Origin of the sequence: Erwinia rhapontici (assembly GCF_020683125.1) — a bacterium.
Lineage (GTDB): Bacteria > Pseudomonadota > Gammaproteobacteria > Enterobacterales > Enterobacteriaceae > Erwinia > Erwinia rhapontici.
Map to the genome: position 1 here is coordinate 3,461,072 of NZ_CP085627.1, position 20,260 is coordinate 3,481,331.

The window sequence follows — 20,260 nt, forward strand, 5'->3', positions numbered from 1 at the left end:
CGGGTCGCTATTTGTTCGTTTTAGGTAAGAATATAGAAAAAAATATAAAAATGATAATGATTCTTATTAACATTAAAATTGGTGTGACATTTATGTTGTGTTTTTTACCACGGGGAACCAGGGGGAAATAAAAAGCCCCGCGAGAGCAGGGCTGAAAAGAATTAATGTTTACGGTGAATATTAACGCTGCCATCAGCATTTTTATGGATGATAAGCTCATCCAGCGAGGTGAGTACCATATCCACATCTTCCAGACGGGGTGCATCAACGGGCACGTTCACGGCAATCACATGGCAGCCTGCGCTCAGTCCGGAGAGAATGCCCGCTGCGGCATCTTCTACCACCACACACTCTTCCGGCTCCAGGTCCAGCAGCTGTGCACCCAGTAAATAGGCATCAGGTTCAGGTTTACCGCGCTCGACACGTTCTGCGGTAACAAACGCGGCAGGAGCTGGCAGCCCTGCCGCCGCATGACGGGCGCTGGCCACAGGCACAGAACCGGAGGTCACGATGGCCCAGGGGATGTCCATTTCATCAAGCTGCGCCAGCAACGCTAGCGCACCCGGCAACGCCACAATCCCGTCCGTGTCTTCGGCTTCCATTTTTTCCAGGGCGATAAACTCCTGCTGAATGGCGTCTGCTGACGCCCCGGCCATAAAATGGCGCAGTGAGGTAATAGCCTGCTTACCGTGGATGAAACCAAGCACTTCGTCCGGGTCAATCCCGTGGCGCTTACCCCAGTTTTTCCAGGCACGTTCAACGACCGTAAGTGAGTCGACTAACGTGCCATCCAGATCAAACAGAAAACCTTTACACTTCACTGCATCTTCCTTCTCAGGCGTTGATAACTTGCGCGATCTCATTCGCACTCAGATGGTACTGTCGGGGACAATTGTGCCACACAGCCAGCATCCGTTGATACTTTTCCCACATCGGCACCTGAGCATTAAACTCGTGGTTGCCCGCGGAAAAATGACCGTAACGCCCTTCCACATTCACCAGAAAGCGCACGTAGCCGAGGTAACGCCCTTCTGTGGCGGCATCAAAACCCAGGAATACCAGGCGACGCGCTTCAACCCCCTGAGGCTCTTTCAGATTAGTCCAGGAAACATGCAGCGCGTGATACATCTCCATCATCGCGACTAGCGTGCGGCATTCCGCTTCCGGCAGCTGGCTGAATTCATTATCCAGCTCGCGCAGTTGCAGGCCGTAACCGCGTTCGACAATAGTCTGATAGCGACGATGACGCGCCGCATTATCGGGATCGAGCATCGCCATTAACTGGTATTGATTGGAAAGAATTAAACGCTGTGCGTGGGTCATATCCATTTGGGGCTCCTCGGCCACGGGGGGCAATCTGAAAGTTGCACAAGGATCGCATAGCGAGGGGAAAGGCTTCTTTGACGCAAAGCGGGTTTACCTTCACTTCAGTGAGGAAAACCCGCCTGCATTTAGAGGTCATCAAGGAACGTTTTATCCAGCTGCTTGAACGCCCGTTTCAGAACATCAGCCAGTGACTGATACGTGGGCTTGCCTTCAACCGGGGTCATCGCCTGGCCGGCGGCTTGCAGTTTCTCACGCACATCGTGGAACCAGCCCAGCAAAGAAGGAGGCAACGGCGTGACCGAACGTCTTCCCAGCCACCACAGCCCCTGCATTGGCAGGCTACAGGCAAAGAGCGCGGTGGCCACGGCCGGGCCAAGTTGCCCGCCGAGGGCAATTTGCCAGGTCAGGCTGAAAACAGCGACGGGAGGCATAATGCGGATAGCAAACCGCGTGGCGCGCGTCACTCTGTTTTCTGGAAACATAGGTGCAAGGCGTTTATCGACAGGCCACGTCTTCATATAGTGCTGCCCATGCTGGAACAGCTTAAACCAACCGACACTGCCGGACTCATTCGCCATGTCTGACCTCAACTTCAGAGATAAATATTAAAAAAAAACTGTAACTCACCAACTTTACCTAACATGATTCAAAATATTTTGTCTTTGCGAGTGACCCTGGTTATCCTGTGCGCGATTTATTCCCATCATATCGGGTACGGGCAGTGGATAACGAGCAATCCGGGTCAACAATCGACCAACTTATAAAAATAACAGACAAGATTTAAAAAAATCTCGTAATATTTCCAAAAAATTTGCTTTCGGACAAAACTTTTCGAAAGCCTGACCTTCATCATTAATGTACCAGCTTTCATGCACTACGCTGATAGACTGTTGACTTTATTTTCGCCACTTTAAACAAATAGGACCTTCCATGTCGAGTAAGTTAGTACTGGTTCTGAACTGCGGTAGTTCTTCCCTGAAATTTGCCATCATCGATCCGGCAAACGGCGACGAATATCTGTCAGGTTTAGCTGAATGTTTCCACCTTCCGGAAGCCCGTATCAAATGGAAGCAGGATGGCGCTAAACAAGAAGCGGCTCTGGGTGCTGGTGCAGCTCACAGCGAAGCACTGAACTTCATGGTTAAAACTATTCTGGCACAAAAACCAGAACTGTCGGCACAAATCGCTGCAATCGGTCATCGCATCGTACATGGCGGCGAAAAGTTAACTCAATCTGTGGTTATCGATGCGTCTGTTATCCAGGGCATCAAAGATGCTTCTTCTTTTGCACCGCTGCATAACCCGGCGCACCTGATCGGTATTGATGAAGCACTGAAAAACTTCCCACACCTGTCAGATAAGAATGTGGCTGTTTTCGACACCGCTTTCCATCAGACAATGCCTGAAGAGTCTTATCTCTACGCCCTGCCGTACAAACTCTATAAAGAGCACGGTGTTCGTCGTTACGGCGCACACGGCACCAGTCACTACTATGTAACTCAGGAAGCGGCGAAAGTCCTGAACAAACCTGTTTCTGAACTGAACGTGATCACCTGCCACCTGGGCAACGGAGGCTCTGTTTCGGCTATCCGTAACGGCGAATGTGTGGACACCTCAATGGGTCTGACTCCGCTGGAAGGTCTGGTGATGGGCACCCGCAGTGGTGACATCGACCCGGCGATCATCTTCTTCCTGCACGACACGCTGGGCATGAGCGTGGATGCGATCAACAAACTGCTGACCAAAGAGTCTGGCCTGCTGGGTCTGACTGAAGTCACCAGCGACTGCCGTTACGTTGAAGACAACTACGCCACTAAAGAAGATGCCAAACGCGCGATGGATGTGTTCTGCCACCGTCTGGCGAAATACATCGGTTCTTACACTGCACTGATGGACGGCCGCCTGGATGCGGTTATCTTTACCGGCGGGATCGGCGAAAATGCAGCGATGGTTCGTGAATTGTCACTGGGCAAGCTGGCGCTGCTGGGCTTCGAGGTTGACCACGAGCGCAACCTGGCCGCACGCTTCGGCAAATCAGGCTTTATCAACAAAGAAGGCACGCGTGCAGCGATTGTCATCCCAACCAACGAAGAGTTGGTGATCGCGCAGGACGCCAGCCGCCTGACGGCATAATCTCGCAACGAGCCGTCAGCCCAGGCTGACGGCGTTGTTTTAGACACCATTTTATATAGCTACATATTTCGCGTTACAGGAAGGCGGCAACTGAGTGAATCCTCAGGAGCTTACTCAAGTAATTGACTGGGGTGAGCGAAGGCAGCCAACACACCTGTAGCGTGAAAAATGACGCTATAGGAGAGAATCTATCGTGTCCCGTACTATCATGCTCATCCCTACCGGTACCAGCGTCGGTCTGACCAGCGTCAGCCTGGGCGTTATCCGTGCTATGGAACGTAAAGGCGTGCGTCTCAGCGTCTTTAAACCGATCGCCCAGCCACGTGCAGGCGGCGACAGCCCAGACCAGACCACCACCATCATCCGCAAAAACTCCAGCATTCCTGCCGCTGAACCGCTGGCAATGAGCCGCGTTGAATCTCTGCTGGGCTCTAACCAGCAAGATGTGTTGATGGAAGAGATCATTGCGCGCTATCACGAAAACACCAAAGATGCCGAAGTGGTGCTGGTAGAAGGCCTGGTGCCAACGCGTAAACATCAGTTCGCCAATGCGCTGAACTATGAAATCGCCAAAACACTGAATGCTGAAATCGTCTTCGTGATGTCACTGGGCAATGACTCAGCGGCCCAGCTGAAAGAGCGCATCGAACTGACGCAGAGCAGCTTCGGTGGCAGCAAAAACAAAAGCATTACCGGCGTTATCATCAACAAGTTGAATGCCCCGGTTGACGAACAGGGTCGTACGCGCCCGGACCTGTCTGAGATCTTTGACGACTCAAACAAAGCCAGCGTGGCCAATATCGATCCTAAGCAGCTGTTCGCTAACAGCCCGCTGCCCGTGCTGGGCTGCGTGCCGTGGAGCTTCGAGCTGATTGCCACCCGCGCTATCGATATGTGCCGTCACCTGAATGCACGTGTGATCAACGAGGGCGACATCACCACTCGCCGCGTGAAATCCGTGACCTTCTGCGCCCGCAGCCTGCCACACATGCTGGAACACTTCCGTCCGGGTTCACTGCTGGTGACCTCTGCTGACCGTCCTGACGTGCTGGTTGCCGCCTGCCTGGCCGCGATGAACGGCGTGGAAATTGGTGCCATTCTGTTGACCGGCGGTTACGCCATCGACGCGCCGATTCAGAAACTGTGTGAGCGAGCTTTCCAGACTGGCCTGCCCGTCTTTATGGTCGACACCAATACCTGGCAGACCTCTCTCAGCCTGCAGAGCTTCAACCTGGAAGTCCCAAGCGACGATACCCAGCGTATTGAACGCGTGCAGGAATATGTGGCCAGCCACATCGATGCCGACTGGATCGAATCGCTGACCGCTGAATCTGAGCGCAGCCGTCGTCTGTCTCCACCTGCCTTCCGCTACCAGCTCACCGAACTGGCACGCAAAGCGCATAAACGTATCGTCCTGCCAGAAGGCGACGAACCACGTACTGTTAAAGCCGCAGCCATCTGTGCTGAGCGCGGCATCGCCACCTGTATCCTGCTGGGTAACCCGGAAGAGATCCAGCGCGTAGCGGCCGCTCAGGGCGTTGAACTGGGCAAAGGTATTGAGATTGTTGACCCGGTCGTTGCACGCGAAAACTACGTTGCCCGTCTGGTTGAGTTGCGTAAGAGCAAAGGCATGACCGAAGTGGTAGCGCAGGAGCAGCTGGAAGACAATGTGATGCTCGGCACCATGATGCTGGAGCGCGGTGAAGTTGACGGACTGGTTTCCGGTGCTGTTCACACCACCGCGAACACCATTCGTCCGCCATTACAGCTGATCAAAACCGCACCGAACAGTTCACTGGTTTCCTCCGTGTTCTTCATGCTGCTGCCTGAGCAGGTTCTGGTTTACGGTGACTGCGCGATCAACCCGGATCCCAACCCTGAGCAGCTGGCAGAGATCGCTATCCAGTCCGCCGACTCTGCACTGGCGTTTGGCATCGAGCCACGCGTGGCGATGATCTCCTACTCCACCGGAACCTCCGGTGCCGGTAGCGACGTTGAGAAAGTACGCGAAGCCACGCGCATCGCGCAGGAAAAACGTCCTGACCTGGTGATCGATGGTCCATTGCAGTATGACGCAGCGATCATGGCTGATGTTGCCAAATCAAAAGCGCCAAACTCACCGGTTGCAGGCCGTGCTACCGTGTTCATCTTCCCAGACCTGAACACCGGTAACACCACGTACAAAGCCGTACAGCGCTCTGCTGACCTGATCTCCATCGGGCCAATGCTGCAAGGGATGCGTAAGCCGGTCAACGACCTGTCACGCGGCGCGCTGGTAGACGATATCGTTTACACCATCGCCCTGACGGCGATTCAGTCTAAACAGGCTGAAGGCTAACAACGTTTCAGGGACAGGGTCAGGCGTGCCTGACCTCTACGAATCTAACGTACCCCGTGCGGGTCAGGCGTGCCTGACCCCTACGAATCTAACGTACCCCGTGCGGGTCAGGCATGCCTGACCCCTACGAATCTAACGTACCCCGTGCGGGTCAGGCGTTCCTGACCCCTACGAATCCAACGTACCCCGTGCGGGTCAGGCGTGCCTGACCCCTACGAATCCAACGTACCCCGTGCGGGTCAGGCGTGCCTGACCCCTACAAATCTAACGTACCCCGTGCGGGTCAGGCATGCCTGACCCCTACGAATCCAACGTACCCCGTGCGGGTCAGGCGTGCCTGACCCCTACGAATCTAACGTACCCCGTGCGGGTCAGGCGTGCCTGACCCCTACGAATCCAACGTACCCCGTGCGGGTCAGGCGTGCCTGACCCCTACGAATCCAACGTACCCTGTAGGGGCCAGGCATGCCTGGCCCTTTTTTATTACTGGATCACCACATCAAGCGCACGCAGATGCTCAGGCTGCCACGAGAGTTTTACCTCACTGCCCGGCTGCCAGCGGCTGTCCATTTTGGCCGGCGACAGCTTGATCATAAAGTTCCCCTGCCCCGCGACCTCAGTCAGCATGCGCACATGATCGCCCAGATAGATAAACTGCTGGATACGCGCGCTCACCTGCTGATCGCCCTGTTCCGGGGCATTGACGTTAATACGCTCCGGACGAATACTGAGCTGGATTTTTTTCCCCGGTGAGCTTGGCCGCACTTTCAGCGCATCCAGCTCATAACCATCGTCCAGCTTGACGCGATAGTAGTCGCCCTGTGCTGCGACCTGCGTGGCGAGCAGGCTGTTATTTTCACCAATAAACTGCGCCACAAAGGCATTGGCGGGCTGCTCGTAAAGCTGGCCAGGGCTGTCCATCTGCTGGATCATACCGTCGTTAAATACGGCAACCCGGTTAGACATGGTCATGGCTTCGCTTTGATCGTGCGTCACATAAACAATCGTCAGACCCAGCATCTCATGGAGCTGCTTAATTTCCAGCTGCATGTGCTCACGCAGCTGTTTGTCCAGCGCCCCCAGCGGCTCATCCATCAGGATTAGCTTTGGCTCAAACACCAGCGCACGCGCCAGGGCCACCCTTTGCTGTTGTCCCCCCGACATCTGCGCCGGATAGCGATCGGCCAGTGGGGTGAGTTTGATCATATCCAGAATGCGTGCCACACGCTCTTTAATATCAACCTTGCTCATACGGCGGATCGACAGCGGAAACGCCAGGTTTTCCGCCACCGTCATATGCGGGAATAACGCATAATTCTGGAACACCATGCCAATATCACGCTGGTGCGGCGGCAAGGTATGCAAGGGTTTATCACGCAGGAAAATCTCGCCATCGGTCGGAGTTTCGAACCCGGCCAGCATCATCAGGCTGGTCGTTTTTCCAGAACCAGACGGCCCTAACAGCGTTAAAAACTCCCCTTCCTGCACGTCAAGATTCAGATTACGAACCACCAGCTTTTCGCCGTCGTAGCTCTTTTTGATGTTCTTAAAACTTACCAGGGATCTCATAGTATTCTCTCGTCAAACGGGCAAAAAACGTCCCAGGCACGCTTTGTGCATAACTCACAAGAGGTGCATCTGTTGGGTGGCTCTTTTTTAGCTCTACCACAACAAATTTCACTTCGACAAGTAGAATCTGACAAAAAATCAAAAAAAAGCCTGAAGGCATTGCTTTCAGGCTGTTGTTTTCTATTGTTTTTTTAAAAAACACCAAAACACATCAACAAAAAACCAGCAGAATCAGGCAATCATCGCCCTATGCACCATGAAAGGGCAATTCGCCCGGCGTGATGCGCCGTGACAGACAGGCGAGGATCGGGGCAAATTTCTCCGCCATCTGTTGCTCGTCGACGCAGGCATATCCCAGCAGCAGCCCGCGTCGCGCGGTACCCAGCAGGTAGTAAGCCGACAGCGGACGCGTCAGTACACCGTTTTGCTCCAGCTCAGCGCTGAGTGCCACATCGTCGATGTTATCGGGCAGCGACAGAATCAGATGCAGCCCGGCATTGCTCTGCTGAGCGATAAATTTATCTCCCAGACTTTCGCGGATCACCCGCACCAGCTCAGCGCGACGTCGGCTGTACAGCTGGCGCATCTTGCGCACATGGGCTGCGTAATGCCCCTCGCGGATAAACTCCGCCAGCGTCAACTGCACCAGCCCGTTGCCGCCACGGTACAGCTCGGAATGGGCCATTTTCATCCGCGCCGCCAGCGGCTTGGGCACCACCATGTAGCTCAGGCGCAGGCCGGGATACAGGGTTTTGCTGAAGGTGCCGAGATAAATGACCGGCGCATCCGGCGCCAGCCCTTGCAGGGCGGGGATCGGGGAGTCGGTAAAGCGAAACTCACCGTCGTAGTCATCCTCCACCACCCAACTTCCGGCGTTTTTTGCCAGCGCCAGCAGCTGGTGCCGTCGTTGCAGGCTCATTACCGATCCCAGCGGATACTGGTGTGAGGGCGTCACACAAATCAGGCGCGGCGCACGCGCTTCACCGCTCAAATCAGGCAGCGTCATCCCCTCGTCATCCACCGCCGTTGGCAACAACTCAATGCCGTTCACGGCCAGGACGTTACGGATGCCCCAGTAACCCGGCTCCTCCACCCACGCCCGGTCCCCCGGATCGCACAGCATTTTTGCCAGCAAATCCAGCGACTGATGCGTCCCGGCCGTCACCAGAATCTGGTCTGGCGTGCAGTTCAGCGAACGGATCACCCGCAGATAGTCAGCCAGCGCCTGTTGCAGTTGCAGGCAACCGCCGTGGCCGGAATAACTCAGCGCCTCCACCGGCATGCGGCGGCTCAGACGCAGGTGGATCTTGCGCCAGATATCGTGCGGCATATGGCTGACGTCGGGCACACCGGGCATAAACGCCCCCCACTGATACGCTCCGGCCCCGCTGCGCGTCAGCAGACGCGATCCCCGACTGGAGAGGCGCACGAAATTAAACGGGCGCCCGGCACTGACCGGCACGCCTTCGGTTTCCGGCACGCTTTCCGGCAACGCATCGCTGACGAAGGTACCGCTGCCGGTACGGGTTTGCAGATACCCCTCTGATTGCAACTGCTCATACGCCGCCAGCACGGTATTCCGCGACACGGACAGATCTTTTGCCAGATCGCGCGTGGCCGGCAAACGACTGCCCGTGGCAATGGATCCATCCTGAATCGCGCACTGCAACACATCGTATAAACGCTTGCCCAGCGCGCCCTCAGGCGCCAGTGCCAGGCGATGCGCGAGCAGGTCACCGAGTAACGTTCGCAAAATTGGTTCCTTGAAATAAAAAAAACTGGCTCTGGTTTATAAAACCCCGAAAAGGCTACAAAGCAAGGAGAGCAGAGAGTATTCAAAATTCATAACGAGGTTACACCATGAGCAACAGTGAAATACAGCAGCGCCGTCTGAACGCCACCCCACGTGGAGTGGGGGTGATGTGTGATTTCTTCGCCACCAAAGCAGAGAACGCCACGCTGTGGGATCACCAGGGCCGTGAGTATATCGACTTCACCGCCGGGATTGCCGTGCTGAACACCGGCCACCGGCACCCAAAAGTGATGGCCGCCGTCAGCGCCCAGCTGGACTGTTTCACTCACACCGCGTACCAGGTTATACCCTACGAAAACTACATTGCTCTGGCCGAGCAGCTTAATGAACTTGTGCCTGTGACCGGGCCATGCAAAACCACCTTTTTCTCCAGCGGTGCTGAAGCGGTCGAAAATGCGGTGAAGATTGCCCGCGCCGCCACCGGACGCCCGGGGGTGATAGCTTTCAGCGGTGCTTTCCACGGGCGCACGCTGATGACCATGGGACTGACGGGTAAAGTCACCCCGTACAAAACCGGCTTTGGTCCCTTCCCTGGCTCCGTGTTCCATGCCCGCTACCCGAATGCCCTGCACGGCTTCAGCGTAGAGGACGCGATGGAAAGCCTGGAAACGCTGTTCAAATGCGATATCAGTCCGCAGCAGGTTGCCGCCATTATCTATGAACCGATTCAGGGTGAAGGCGGCTTTAACATCGCCCCGGCTGAATTTGTTACTGCACTGCGTGCGCTGTGCGACCAGCACGGCATTGTGATGATTGCCGACGAAATCCAGACGGGCTTTGCCCGTACAGGCAAACTGTTCGCCAGCGAATATTATCCTGACGCGCAGCCTGACCTGATGACCATGGCGAAAAGCCTGGGGGGAGGACTGCCCATTTCAGCGGTATCTGGACGCGCTGAACTGATGGACGCGCCTGAACCCGGCGGCCTTGGGGGCACCTATGCGGGTAACCCGCTGGCCGTTGCCGGTGCGCTGGCTGTGCTGGAAGTGATTAAAGAAGAAGATCTGTGCGCCCGCGCCCTGCGCCTTGGCGCGGAACTGGTGGAAACGCTGAATGCCAGTGGAAACCCGGCGCTGGTTGAAGTGCGCGCGCGCGGCTCAATGGTGGCCGCTGAATTTAATGACCCGGCCACCGGAAAACCTTCCGCGGCGATGGCCCGTGATATCCAGCAACGCGCGCTGGCGCAAGGATTAATCCTGCTGACCTGCGGCGTACACGGCAATGTCATTCGTTTCCTTTATCCCCTCACTATTCCTGACGCTCAATTCAAAACGGCACTTAGCCTGCTGACATCACTTTTACGCGGCTGACTGCATCATTCCGCCGGCCACCGGGATGTGGCACATAAAATGCTTATAACAACCTAATAGAAAATGAGGAATTTGGCATGGTAAAGACCTTAGCAGCACTGATTCTCGCCACACTGACACTTCAGGCTCAGGCGGAAAGCCTGACAGTGATCTCTTTCGGCGGCACCAATAAAGCAGCACAGGAAAAAGCGTTTTATAAACCCTTCACTGCCGCGGGCCTGGGATCGATTGAGGCGGGTGAGTTTAACGGCGAAATGGCTCGCATCCGTTCAATGGTTGAAACCGGCCAGATAGGCTGGGACGTGGTGGAACTGGAAACGCCGGAACTGCAACGTGGCTGTGAGGAAGGTCTGTTGGAAACGCTGGACTGGAACAAGCTGGGTAATAAAGCCGACTTTATCCCTGCCGCCGTGAGCGAGTGCGGGGCCGGGATCTTCGTCTGGTCTACGGTGCTGACCTATGACGCCAGCAAACTGAAAAAAGGGCCAGCAAGCTGGGCAGATTTCTGGAATGTGAAAGACTTCCCGGGTAAACGCGCCATGCGTAAGAGTGCCAAATACACGCTGGAAATTGCATTGATGGCAGACGGTGTGAAGCGTGAAGACATCTATAACGTGCTGGCGACACCAGCCGGGGTGGAACGCGCCTTCAAAAAACTGGATCAGTTGAAGCCCAATATTCAGTGGTGGGAATCAGGCGCACAGCCGCTGCAATGGCTGGTGTCCGGCGACGTGGTGATGAGCTCCGCCTACAACGGCCGCATTGGTGCCGCACAGGATGAAGGTCATGACTTCAAAATCGTCTGGGACAACGCGCTGTACGACCTCGACAACTGGGCGATTGTGAAAGGATCTAAACACAAAGCACTGGCGGAGAAGTTTATCGCTTTTGCCAACAAAGCCGAAAACCAGAAAGTGTTTGCTGAAAATATTCCTTACGGGCCGACCAATATCAACACCAGCAAGCTGCTTGATCCGGCACGCGTAAGCAAACTGCCCACCGCGCCAGATAACCTCGCCACCTCATTACAGGTAAGCAGTGATTTCTGGCTGGAGCACGGTGAAGATCTGGAACAGCGTTTTAACGCCTGGGCCGCGAAGTAACGGCTCTGCGGGCGGACCGAAACAGTAGGTCCGCTCCTGCGCGCTTGTCGGGGGGCGCCCCCTTTATCCGGTCGCCCTGTGAGTAAACGGCCCCGCCATGATGTCAGGAGACAGTAATGAGCAATCCCGTAATGGAATCCCCCATGCCATCAACACCGGACAGTACGTCATTAAGTCAGCGCCTGCGCAAGGTCGATGGTGTGAAAACCCGTCGTTCCCTGCTGCTGATTGCGCCGCTGCTGATCTTCGTCGTGGTCTGTTTCCTGTTTCCTATCGTCTCTATTCTGAGTAAAAGCGTTCAGAACCCTGAGATCCACGAAAACCTGCCGGAAACCTCAGCCGCGCTGGCCTCCTGGTCTGGCAGTGCGTTACCGGATGAGGCAGTGTACGCCACGCTGGGAAAAGAGTTGATCGCCGCCAGGGAGCGCGGACAGATTGCCACCGTTGCCAAGCGTCTGAGTTATGAAAACACCTCGTTTCGCCGCCTGATCACCACCACGCCACGGCTTGTCCCCGCCTCGGGTGAAGGCGTAAAAGCGGCGCTGATTTCCGGACAACCGGCCTGGGGAGAATTGAGTACCTGGCAAACGCTGAAACGCGTATCCGGCCCGGTCACCAGCTACTATCTGCTGTCCGTGTTCGACCGTAAGGTCGATGCAGCCAGCGGTGATATTCAGGCACTGCCTGCTGACCAGGCACTGTATGTCAATGTGCTGCTGCGCACCCTGTGGATGGCCACGGTGGTGACACTGCTGTGCGTCGGTATTGGTTATCCGCTGGCATACTGGCTGGCGAAACAACCTGCCAACCGCGCTAATCTGCTGATGATCCTGGTACTGCTGCCGTTCTGGACGTCACTCATTGTCCGCACCGCCAGCTGGATTGTGCTGTTGCAGTCCGGCGGGCTGATTAACCGCGCCCTGATGGGTATGGGCGTTATCGACTCCCCACTGACGCTGGTGTTTAACCGTATCGGGGTGTTTATTTCGATGACCCATATCCTGCTGCCGTTTATTGTTCTGCCGCTGTATGCGGTGATGAAAGGCATCTCACCGAGCTATGTACGCGCGGCTGTCTCACTGGGCGCCCATCCTTTCCTCGCCTTCTGGCGCGTTTATGTCCCACAAACCTATGCCGGGGTTGCCGCAGGAGCATTGCTGGTATTTATGATGGCGATTGGTTACTACGTTACCCCTGCCCTGCTGGGCGGGCCGAACGACCAGATGGTGAGTTACTTTGTCGCCTTCTTTACCAACACCACCATGAACTGGGGAATGGCCGCTGCGCTCGGCAGCCAGTTGCTGGTGATCGTCCTGCTGCTGTATATCGTCTATATCCGTGTCACACGTACCTCTGCCGAAGCGGCAGCTCACTAAGGAGATGATGATGAGACAACAGGGAACCCTGATCCTGCGCCTGTGGAAAGGCCTGTTTAACTTCTATGCGGCGGCGGTGCTGCTCTTTCTTATCGTCCCGGTACTGGTCATTGTGCCGCTGTCATTTAACAGCAGCTCGTTTCTCAGCTATCCGCTCAGTGGTTTTTCGCTGCGCTGGTATGACACATTCTTTCATTCGCAAGAGTGGCTGGGTGCGCTGGGTAACAGCCTGCTGATTGCCCCGCTGGCCACGCTGCTGGCCACCGTACTGGGCGTGCTGGCCTCAATGGGCCTGGTGCGCGGTGAGTTTCGCGGGAAAGGCATCGTGATGGCGATTATCATTTCGCCGATGGTGGCGCCGGTGGTGATTATTGCCGTTGGCATGTTCTTTTTCTTTGCCAAACTGTCGCTGCTTAACAGCTATCTCGGTCTGGTGCTGGCCCATGCGCTGCTTGGCGTGCCGTTTGTCGTGATCACCGTGGTCGCCGTGCTGAAAAGTTACGATACGACGCTGTCCCGCGCTGCCGCCAGTCTGGGTGCCTCCCCCCTGCTGACGTTCCGCAAGGTGACACTGCCCCTGATCGCTCCAGGCGTCTTCTCCGGCGCACTGTTTGCCTTTGCCGCATCGTTTGATGAAGTGGTAGTCACGCTGTTTTTGGCCAGCCCAACCCAGCGCACACTGCCGATCCAGATGTTTGCCGGGATCCGTGAAAACCTGGATCCGACGATCGCCGCAGCGGCCAGCCTGATGATTGGTGCATCGCTGATTCTGCTGATCGTGATGGAAATATTGCGTCGACGTGGCGAGAAGATGCGCCAGTCCAGCCCGGCACATTAATCAATGTTATCACAGGAATATGTGTGGCGCAGGGCTACTGCGCCACAGGGAGGGTTAGTCGTAGCGGCCTGATTCGTTATTACGCGTCAACCACAACGACAAGGCTTTCAGCGAGTCAGCGGTAAACTCATCGCAGCGGGCAGTGATCTCTTCCGGCGTCATCCAGAAAATCTCATCCACTTCTTCTTCCTGCATGGCAAACGGGCCGTGAGACACACAGCTGAACAATCCGCCCCATACGCGACAGTGTTCATCTTCATAGTAGAACTGGCCATGTTCGGCAAACGGCACCGCGGCAATGCCCAGCTCTTCTTCGGCTTCACGTCGCGCCGAGCCCAGCATCTCTTCACCGGTCTGCACTACGCCCCCGGCGGTCGCATCCAGCATCCCCGGCATAAAGTCTTTCGTCTCGGTACGACGCTGCACCAGAATTTTGCCCATGCCATCGTGAACCACGATGTAGGTTGCGCGATGGCGCAAACACTGCGCACGCATCTGTACACGGCTGGATTGTGCAATGACCTCGTTATCTTCGTTAACGATATCCACCCACTCCGTGCCCTGATCTTGCTCCACCATCCGTAACCCTTTTTGTTCTGGCGCCTGGCGCACAGTTGAATCAAACGTTTTCGCACACGGTTGCGCGATCCGCCCTAAATTAATGTTTAACGCCGCACGACGCAATCATCAATTTGTGCTGATGCGCTATGCCGCTTTTGACGATTCGGATAACCACAGCTGTACAGACGCACGCTGCCACTGAAAATGCGCATAATCAGCGAGCCGCGGCGGTAACGCATCGCCGTGCAGCGCCAGGCGATTCAGCATGACCGCAAGGTCAGTATCCGCTATCGACCACTCGCCAAACAGGTTCTGCTGACCTTCGGGCAGCAGACGTTCCACGGCGCTAATCAGTTTTGCGGCCGCCTGCTGACCGGCCTCATCCAGCGGGGCAAACCGCGCTCCGGCAAACAACACTTCCGTCGGGCGCTGCTGACGGATGGGCATAAAGTCACTGCGCAACCAGGCCTGAATCTCACGAGCTTTAGCACGTTTTTCGATATCACGTGGATAAAGGCGCTCATAGTCCGGGGCCGGGAAACGGTCTTCCAGATACTCCGCAATCGCCGAGGATTCAGACAAATGGAAGTTGTCGACCTGCAACGTTGGCACCCGGCGCGTTAACGACACATCGCCATAAGCCTGCTGCTGATGCTCACCGCTGCCGAGATCGACGCGCTTCAGGGAAAAAGGAATGCCTTTTTCGCTCAGGGCAACATAGACCGACATCACATAAGGGCTGAAAAAGCTGGAATCTGACCACAACAGGATCGTGGGATAACGCATCAGGACGTCCTCTGACGTTCACGGATAGGAACATCCTGTTTACCGACTTTTCACGCCGATGGCAATCTCCGCAATGAGGGAGTTTACCATTTCAGAACAACCACCACAGCATCTGCACGTGCGCCCTGTCACACGCAATCCTGGTATCTTCACCTATGCTGAAAGCAGCATACTGTGTACTGGCGCATTCTGAAGGATAATCCGCATGCATATTCTGATTACCGGCGGGACGGGGCTGATTGGCCGCCCGTTAACGGCCCGATTACTTCAGGCAGGCCACCAAATCAGCGTGGTCACGCGTGATGTCGCCGCGGCACGCCGTACCCTGAGTGAAAAAATTAACCTGTGGTCGGGCCTGGACCAACAGCGTGATCTGAACGGCATTGATGCGGTCATCAACCTGGCGGGAGAGCCGATCGCGGCAAAACGCTGGAGCGAGCCGCAAAAGCAGCTGTTATGCGATAGCCGCTGGCAAATAACGATGCGTCTGGTTGAATTGATCAAGGCCAGCAGCGCCCCCCCTGCGGTGCTGATTTCCGGTTCCGCCACCGGTTTTTACGGCGACACTGGCGAACTGGTGGTGACCGAGGATGACCCCGGTCATGCGGAGTTTACGCATGAACTCTGTGCACGCTGGGAGCAGCTGGCGTTGAACGCACAAAGCGACCGCACCCGCGTGTGCCTGCTGCGTACGGGCGTCGTGCTGGCGGAGAAAGGCGGAGCGCTGGAAAAGATGAAACTGCCGTTTAAGTTGGGGATTGGCGGGCCGCTGGGTAACGGTAAGCAGTACCTCCCGTGGATACATCTGGAAGACGCGGTAAACGGCATTCTCTGGCTGCTGGATCATCCCGAGCTGGACGGGCCGTTTAATCTGGTAGCGCCCTACGCGGTGCGCAACGAGCAGTTCGCTGCGGCACTGGGTGAAGTGATGCACCGTCCGGCATTTATGCGTACGCCCGCCACGGCCATTCGCCTGATGATGGGCGAGTCAGCGGTGCTGGTGTTGGGGGGACAGCATGTGCTGCCGCAACGGCTGGAAGCATCGGGTTTTCGTTTTCGCTGGTACGAGCTGGATAAAGCGCTGGCAGATGTGGTGTGAATGACGGGCGGATTTCTCTTGAATATAATATCCCCTTTCCGGGTCACTGATCGCCATATTTGATATCACCTTCCACATAACACGACGAGTAGCGGGTATCTGTAGCAAAATGATTTTCCACTGGACAGGCATGATTAAAGAAGTTGATTGCCTGTTCTTTGGTCGGTCTGAATTTTCTACAGGTATTCATCTCATCGATATTGGTGACGCCTTTAATGTCTGACCATTACTGATTGTGTTGATGGATTTATAGGTAAACACTTGATTTCCCAAAAGTAATCGATTACTTTTAATCGTCGTATTTTTTACACGCGTATTCCTGTGCATGCCCGACACGCTGTTTTCCATGCACTGTCAGAGATCATTACCTTTTTATATTAACAATGCGGAATTAATTTTGAGCGATCACAATGCAGTCAACACCAGGAGTCCAGGCTTCGCCCTGCTGTCACTTGCCCTCGGGGGATTTGGTTTAGGAACCGGTGAATTTGTTATCATGGGACTTCTCCCTGATGTCGCCCATTCGCTGAATATCACTGAGCCTCAGGCCGGGAATGCCATTGCCAGCTATGCGTTGGGCGTGGTGGTAGGCGCACCGATTATTGCCGTGCTCACTGCGCGTATGAACAGAAAAATCCTGTTGATTGCTCTGATGTTTATTTTCTTTATCGGTAATCTTGCTACCGCACTGGCCGGTAACTACCCGACACTGGTCGCTGCCCGGTTTATCGCCGGGCTTCCTCATGGTGCTTACTTTGGTATTGCCTCACTCGTTGCGGCCTCACTGGTGCCTGCGGATAAACGCGGTAAAGCCATCAGTCTGGTGATGCTGGGCCTGACGGTCGCCACGCTGGCGGGTGTGCCTCTTGCCGCCTGGTTAGGGCAGTTTTTCTCCTGGCATATCGCTTTTGCTTTTGTCGGTGCAATAGGCTTGAGCACCTGCCTGATGATTACAATGTTAGTTCCTGCAACAGCAAACCGTTCCGATGCTCATCCGATGAAAGAACTCACGGCGCTGAAAAATTCGCAGGTGTTGATGACCCTGCTGACGGGCGCAGTGGGTTTTGGCGGCATGTTTGCCATATTCACCTATATTATCCCCACGCTAAAAAACCTCGCGGCGTTGCAGGACAACCTCGTCCCCTGGGTCATGGCTGCCTTTGGATTGGGAATGATCGTCGGTAACCTTGTTGGCGGACGTCTCGCCGATCACAACCCGCTTAAGGTCATTGGCGGCGCTCTGGTCTGGAATACCCTGATCATGGTCCTGTTCCCTTTCCTTGCAGGGCACGTGTTCACCGGCCTGTTGGCGACCTTCCTGGTCGGGACATCATCGGTATTGCTTCCCTCGATTCAGATCCGCCTGATGGATGTGGCAAAAGAAGCACAAACGCTTGCGGCCGCAATGAATCACTCTGCGTTGAATATTGCCAACGCGATGGGGGCTTATCTGGGAGGGGTGGCGATTACGATGGGGTTTGGATGGATCTCAACGGCGTATGTCGGCATCGCTCTGGGTATCTCAGGCATACTGGTTTACCTGCTTACCGCGTCACATGCCTCACGATTAATTTTGTCAGCCGATAATCAGAGCTGACATGCACTCAAGGGTCGATCGGAAAAAATGATCGTCCCCTGGGTGATCTATGCAGGCATCAATTCGTTGTGGCCGACCCTCTGTTCCGGTCGGCCAGTCACGCCAATCTCACCCAAGCGAGGATCGATCGGAAAATCATCACGCCTACTTGAGTGCCCCTGACAAAAACTGTTGCAGGCGGGTACTCTTCGGATGATTAAAGACCTCTTCCGGTGGCCCTTCCTCTTCTATCTTGCCCTGATGCAGGAAAATCACATGGTTCGACACGTGGCGGGCAAATTCCATCTCATGGGTCACCACCACCATGGTTTTACCCTCCTCCGCCAGCTTCTGCATAATGCGCAGCACCTCCCCCACCAGCTCCGGGTCCAGCGCTGATGTCGGTTCATCAAACAGCAACACTTCAGGCTCCATCGCCAGCGCACGGGCGATAGACACGCGTTGCTGCTGACCACCTGACAAGTGTACCGGATACTTTGCCCGTGCACGCTCGTCAATCCCGACCTTATCAAGGTAACGAATGGCACGTTCACGCGCTTCCGTTTTACTCAGGCCCAGCACCTGCACCGGCGCTTCCATCACATTCTCCAGCACCGTCATATGGCTCCACAGGTTAAAGTGCTGGAACACCATCGTCAGGCGGGTGCGCAGCATACGCAGCTGCTCTTTGTTGGAGACTTTCAGCTGGCCGTCGACATCACGTACCAGAGTGATATTTTGGTTATTCACCGAAATCGTGCCTTCACTCGGTTTTTCGAGGAAGTTAATGCAGCGCAGGAAGGTACTTTTTCCCGAGCCGGAGGAACCAATGATACTGATCACATCCCCGGCATTGGCCTGGAGTGAAACACCCTTTAGCACTTCATGTTCACCGTAACGTTTATGCAGTTCGGTGACGCTTAATTTATTATCAGCCATAGTGTTGTTACTCAATGTGACGATGAAGGTTTAACGTGCGCCAGCCAGCGTTTTTCCGCTTTACGGAACAGACTAATCAACACATAGGAAATAATCAGATACAGCACGGCCGCAATGCCAAAGGCAATAAACGGTTGATAGGTGGCCGAGTTTATATCGCGTGCCACTTTCAGCAGATCGGGCACCGTGGCGGTAAACGCCAGCGCCGTGGAGTGCAGCATTAAAATCACTTCATTACTGTACGCAGGCAGCGCAGAGCGCAATGCGGAAGGCATGATAATGCAGCGATACAGTTTAAAGGTGGAGAAACCGTAAGCGCGCGCCGCCTCGATCTCACCATGCGGCACCGAGCGAATCGCTCCGGCAAATATTTCCGTGGTGTACGCACAGGTGTTCAGCGTCAGTGCCAGTAGCGTACAGTTCAGTCCACTGCGGAAAAATGCATTCAGCAGGTCCGTGCCTTTGACAATTTCCAGCGTGTACATACCGGAGTAAAACACCAGCAGTTGCACATACAGCGGCGTACCACGAAACACGTAGGTAAACAGCCATACCGGAAAACGGATCGCCCTGATGGGAGACACGCGGGCAATCGACATCAGCACCGCCATACACCCGCCCAGCACGACAGACACCACCAGCAGCCACAGCGTGATTGCCACGCCAGAGAAGCGGTAACCATCCGTCCATAACAGGGCTTTCCAGTACTCCTGAATAATCTCAATCATAGGTCAGCCCTTTTTACACCCACCGTATAACGGCGTTCCAGCCACCACAGCACACCATTGGAGAGCGTGGTAAAAATCAGATAGATGACACCCGCGACAATCGCGAAATAGAAGGGTTCCCAGGTCGATTTCCCTGCCAGCTGCGTTGCTTTCACCACATCTTCCAGCCCCAGCAGTGAGACCAGCGCCGTGGCTTTCAGGATCACCTGCCAGTTGTTACCGATACCCGGTAGCGCAAAGCGCATCATCCCTGGGAACAGCACACGGCGAAAGGTTTGAGAACGGGTGAAACCAAAGGCGGTCGCGGCCTCAATCTGCCCTTTTGGCACGGCCATATAGGCGCCACGAAATGTTTCGGTGAAGTAGGCTCCGTAGATAAAGCCCAGGGTGATAATCCCGGCCACCATCGGATCAATATCAAACTGTGACAGGCCGAAGAAGTCGGTTACCTGGTTCAGCGCAATTTGCAGACCATAGAAGATCAGCAGCATCAGGACCAGATCCGGAACCCCACGGATGAGTGTTGTGTAGCCTTCAAAAATAACCACCAGCAGGCGGCTGTTGGAGAGCTTGGCCCCGGCGCCAATCAACCCCAGCACCACGGCAAACACCACTGAGCTGAGGGCCAGCTCGAGTGTTACCATTGCGCCTTTAAATATCACTTCAGAGTAGCCGTACAGCATAGGCAATATCCTGTTCTTATGATTCTAACTTCACGTTTACGCCATCGGCATTAAACGCGGCCCCACTGCATGACACAGTGAG

General features: G+C 55.2%; 19 protein-coding genes. 8 read left to right on the plus strand and 11 right to left on the minus strand.

Annotation, left to right across the window (positions count from 1 at the left end):
* Positions 1-161: 161 nt before the first annotated feature.
* From LJN55_RS16005 to yfbV, 3 genes are all read right to left on the minus strand, one after another.
* Positions 162-821: a sugar phosphatase gene (locus LJN55_RS16005; RefSeq protein ID WP_133841389.1), complete on the minus strand. Its 660-nt coding sequence runs from the start codon at positions 819-821 to the stop codon at positions 162-164.
* Between the two features lie 13 nt (positions 822-834).
* Entirely contained in the window at positions 835-1,329 is a 495-nt protein-coding gene (locus LJN55_RS16010) for a YfbU family protein (RefSeq protein WP_133841388.1), read from the minus strand.
* 122 nt (positions 1,330-1,451) lie between these two features.
* Positions 1,452-1,904, minus strand: a complete 453-nt coding sequence (gene yfbV / locus LJN55_RS16015) for a terminus macrodomain insulation protein YfbV (RefSeq protein WP_133841387.1) — start codon at positions 1,902-1,904, stop codon at positions 1,452-1,454.
* A gap of 352 nt (positions 1,905-2,256) precedes the next feature.
* Here yfbV and ackA point away from each other — a divergent pair, with 352 nt between their 5' ends.
* Together ackA and pta are read left to right on the plus strand one after the other, a co-directional pair.
* On the plus strand, positions 2,257-3,459 hold the full coding sequence (ackA, locus tag LJN55_RS16020) for an acetate kinase (RefSeq protein WP_133841386.1): 1,203 nt from the start codon (positions 2,257-2,259) through the stop codon (positions 3,457-3,459).
* Between the two features lie 193 nt (positions 3,460-3,652).
* Positions 3,653-5,797, plus strand: a complete 2,145-nt coding sequence (gene pta / locus LJN55_RS16025) for a phosphate acetyltransferase (protein ID WP_227534833.1) — start codon at positions 3,653-3,655, stop codon at positions 5,795-5,797.
* A 483-nt stretch (positions 5,798-6,280) separates the two neighbouring features.
* Here pta and LJN55_RS16030 read toward each other — a convergent pair whose 3' ends face one another.
* From LJN55_RS16030 to pdxR, 3 genes are read right to left on the minus strand one after another with little or no spacing between them, the layout of a single operon-like run.
* Positions 6,281-7,366, minus strand: coding sequence for an ABC transporter ATP-binding protein (locus tag LJN55_RS16030; RefSeq protein WP_213202089.1), 1,086 nt, complete (start codon positions 7,364-7,366; stop codon positions 6,281-6,283).
* The gene (locus tag LJN55_RS16035; protein WP_227534834.1) at positions 7,344-7,568 is read right to left on the minus strand and encodes a hypothetical protein; all 225 of its coding nucleotides are present in this window, start codon (positions 7,566-7,568) and stop codon (positions 7,344-7,346) included. Before LJN55_RS16035 ends, LJN55_RS16030 begins: the two co-directional genes overlap by 23 nt.
* Before the next feature lie 45 nt (positions 7,569-7,613).
* Positions 7,614-9,119, minus strand: coding sequence for a MocR-like pyridoxine biosynthesis transcription factor PdxR (gene pdxR / locus LJN55_RS16040; RefSeq protein WP_133841383.1), 1,506 nt, complete (start codon positions 9,117-9,119; stop codon positions 7,614-7,616).
* Between the two features lie 107 nt (positions 9,120-9,226).
* On the opposite strand from pdxR, the gene LJN55_RS16045 reads away from it, so the two are divergent.
* The 4 genes from LJN55_RS16045 to LJN55_RS16060 all read left to right on the plus strand — a co-directional run bounded on the left by LJN55_RS16045 (position 9,227) and on the right by LJN55_RS16060 (position 13,806).
* The gene (locus LJN55_RS16045; RefSeq protein WP_133841382.1) at positions 9,227-10,489 is read left to right on the plus strand and encodes a 4-aminobutyrate--2-oxoglutarate transaminase; all 1,263 of its coding nucleotides are present in this window, start codon (positions 9,227-9,229) and stop codon (positions 10,487-10,489) included.
* A 77-nt stretch (positions 10,490-10,566) separates the two neighbouring features.
* Complete coding sequence (locus tag LJN55_RS16050) at positions 10,567-11,592, plus strand: ABC transporter substrate-binding protein (RefSeq protein WP_133841381.1); 1,026 nt, start codon at positions 10,567-10,569, stop codon at positions 11,590-11,592.
* Positions 11,593-11,708: 116 nt separating this feature from the next.
* Positions 11,709-12,968, plus strand: coding sequence for an ABC transporter permease (locus LJN55_RS16055; RefSeq protein WP_133841380.1), 1,260 nt, complete (start codon positions 11,709-11,711; stop codon positions 12,966-12,968).
* A gap of 10 nt (positions 12,969-12,978) precedes the next feature.
* Entirely contained in the window at positions 12,979-13,806 is an 828-nt protein-coding gene (locus LJN55_RS16060; protein ID WP_133841379.1) for an ABC transporter permease, read from the plus strand.
* Positions 13,807-13,860: 54 nt separating this feature from the next.
* Here the strand turns inward: LJN55_RS16060 and yfcD are convergent, their stop codons facing one another.
* Positions 13,861-14,385, minus strand: coding sequence for an NUDIX hydrolase YfcD (gene yfcD, locus LJN55_RS16065; protein ID WP_133841378.1), 525 nt, complete (start codon positions 14,383-14,385; stop codon positions 13,861-13,863).
* A 126-nt stretch (positions 14,386-14,511) separates the two neighbouring features.
* The gene (gene yfcF / locus LJN55_RS16070; protein WP_133841377.1) at positions 14,512-15,153 is read right to left on the minus strand and encodes a glutathione transferase; all 642 of its coding nucleotides are present in this window, start codon (positions 15,151-15,153) and stop codon (positions 14,512-14,514) included.
* A 205-nt stretch (positions 15,154-15,358) separates the two neighbouring features.
* On the opposite strand from yfcF, the gene LJN55_RS16075 reads away from it, so the two are divergent.
* Together LJN55_RS16075 and LJN55_RS16080 are read left to right on the plus strand one after the other, a co-directional pair.
* Complete coding sequence (locus LJN55_RS16075; protein WP_133841376.1) at positions 15,359-16,252, plus strand: TIGR01777 family oxidoreductase; 894 nt, start codon at positions 15,359-15,361, stop codon at positions 16,250-16,252.
* Between the two features lie 496 nt (positions 16,253-16,748).
* A complete protein-coding gene (locus tag LJN55_RS16080) occupies positions 16,749-17,849 on the plus strand; it encodes an MFS transporter (RefSeq protein ID WP_242462116.1) in 1,101 nt (366 codons plus the stop codon).
* Positions 17,850-17,993: 144 nt separating this feature from the next.
* Here LJN55_RS16080 and hisP read toward each other — a convergent pair whose 3' ends face one another.
* Genes hisP through LJN55_RS16095 form a run of 3 tightly spaced genes read right to left on the minus strand, consistent with a single transcriptional unit; the run spans position 17,994 to position 20,178 of the window.
* Complete coding sequence (gene hisP, locus LJN55_RS16085) at positions 17,994-18,767, minus strand: histidine ABC transporter ATP-binding protein HisP (protein WP_133841374.1); 774 nt, start codon at positions 18,765-18,767, stop codon at positions 17,994-17,996.
* Between the two features lie 11 nt (positions 18,768-18,778).
* A complete protein-coding gene (locus tag LJN55_RS16090) occupies positions 18,779-19,495 on the minus strand; it encodes an ABC transporter permease (protein WP_159336276.1) in 717 nt (238 codons plus the stop codon).
* Positions 19,492-20,178 (minus strand): histidine ABC transporter permease HisQ, encoded by a 687-nt coding sequence (locus tag LJN55_RS16095; protein WP_133841372.1) that lies wholly within the window; start codon positions 20,176-20,178, stop codon positions 19,492-19,494. Before LJN55_RS16095 ends, LJN55_RS16090 begins: the two co-directional genes overlap by 4 nt.
* Positions 20,179-20,260: the final 82 nt, after the last annotated feature.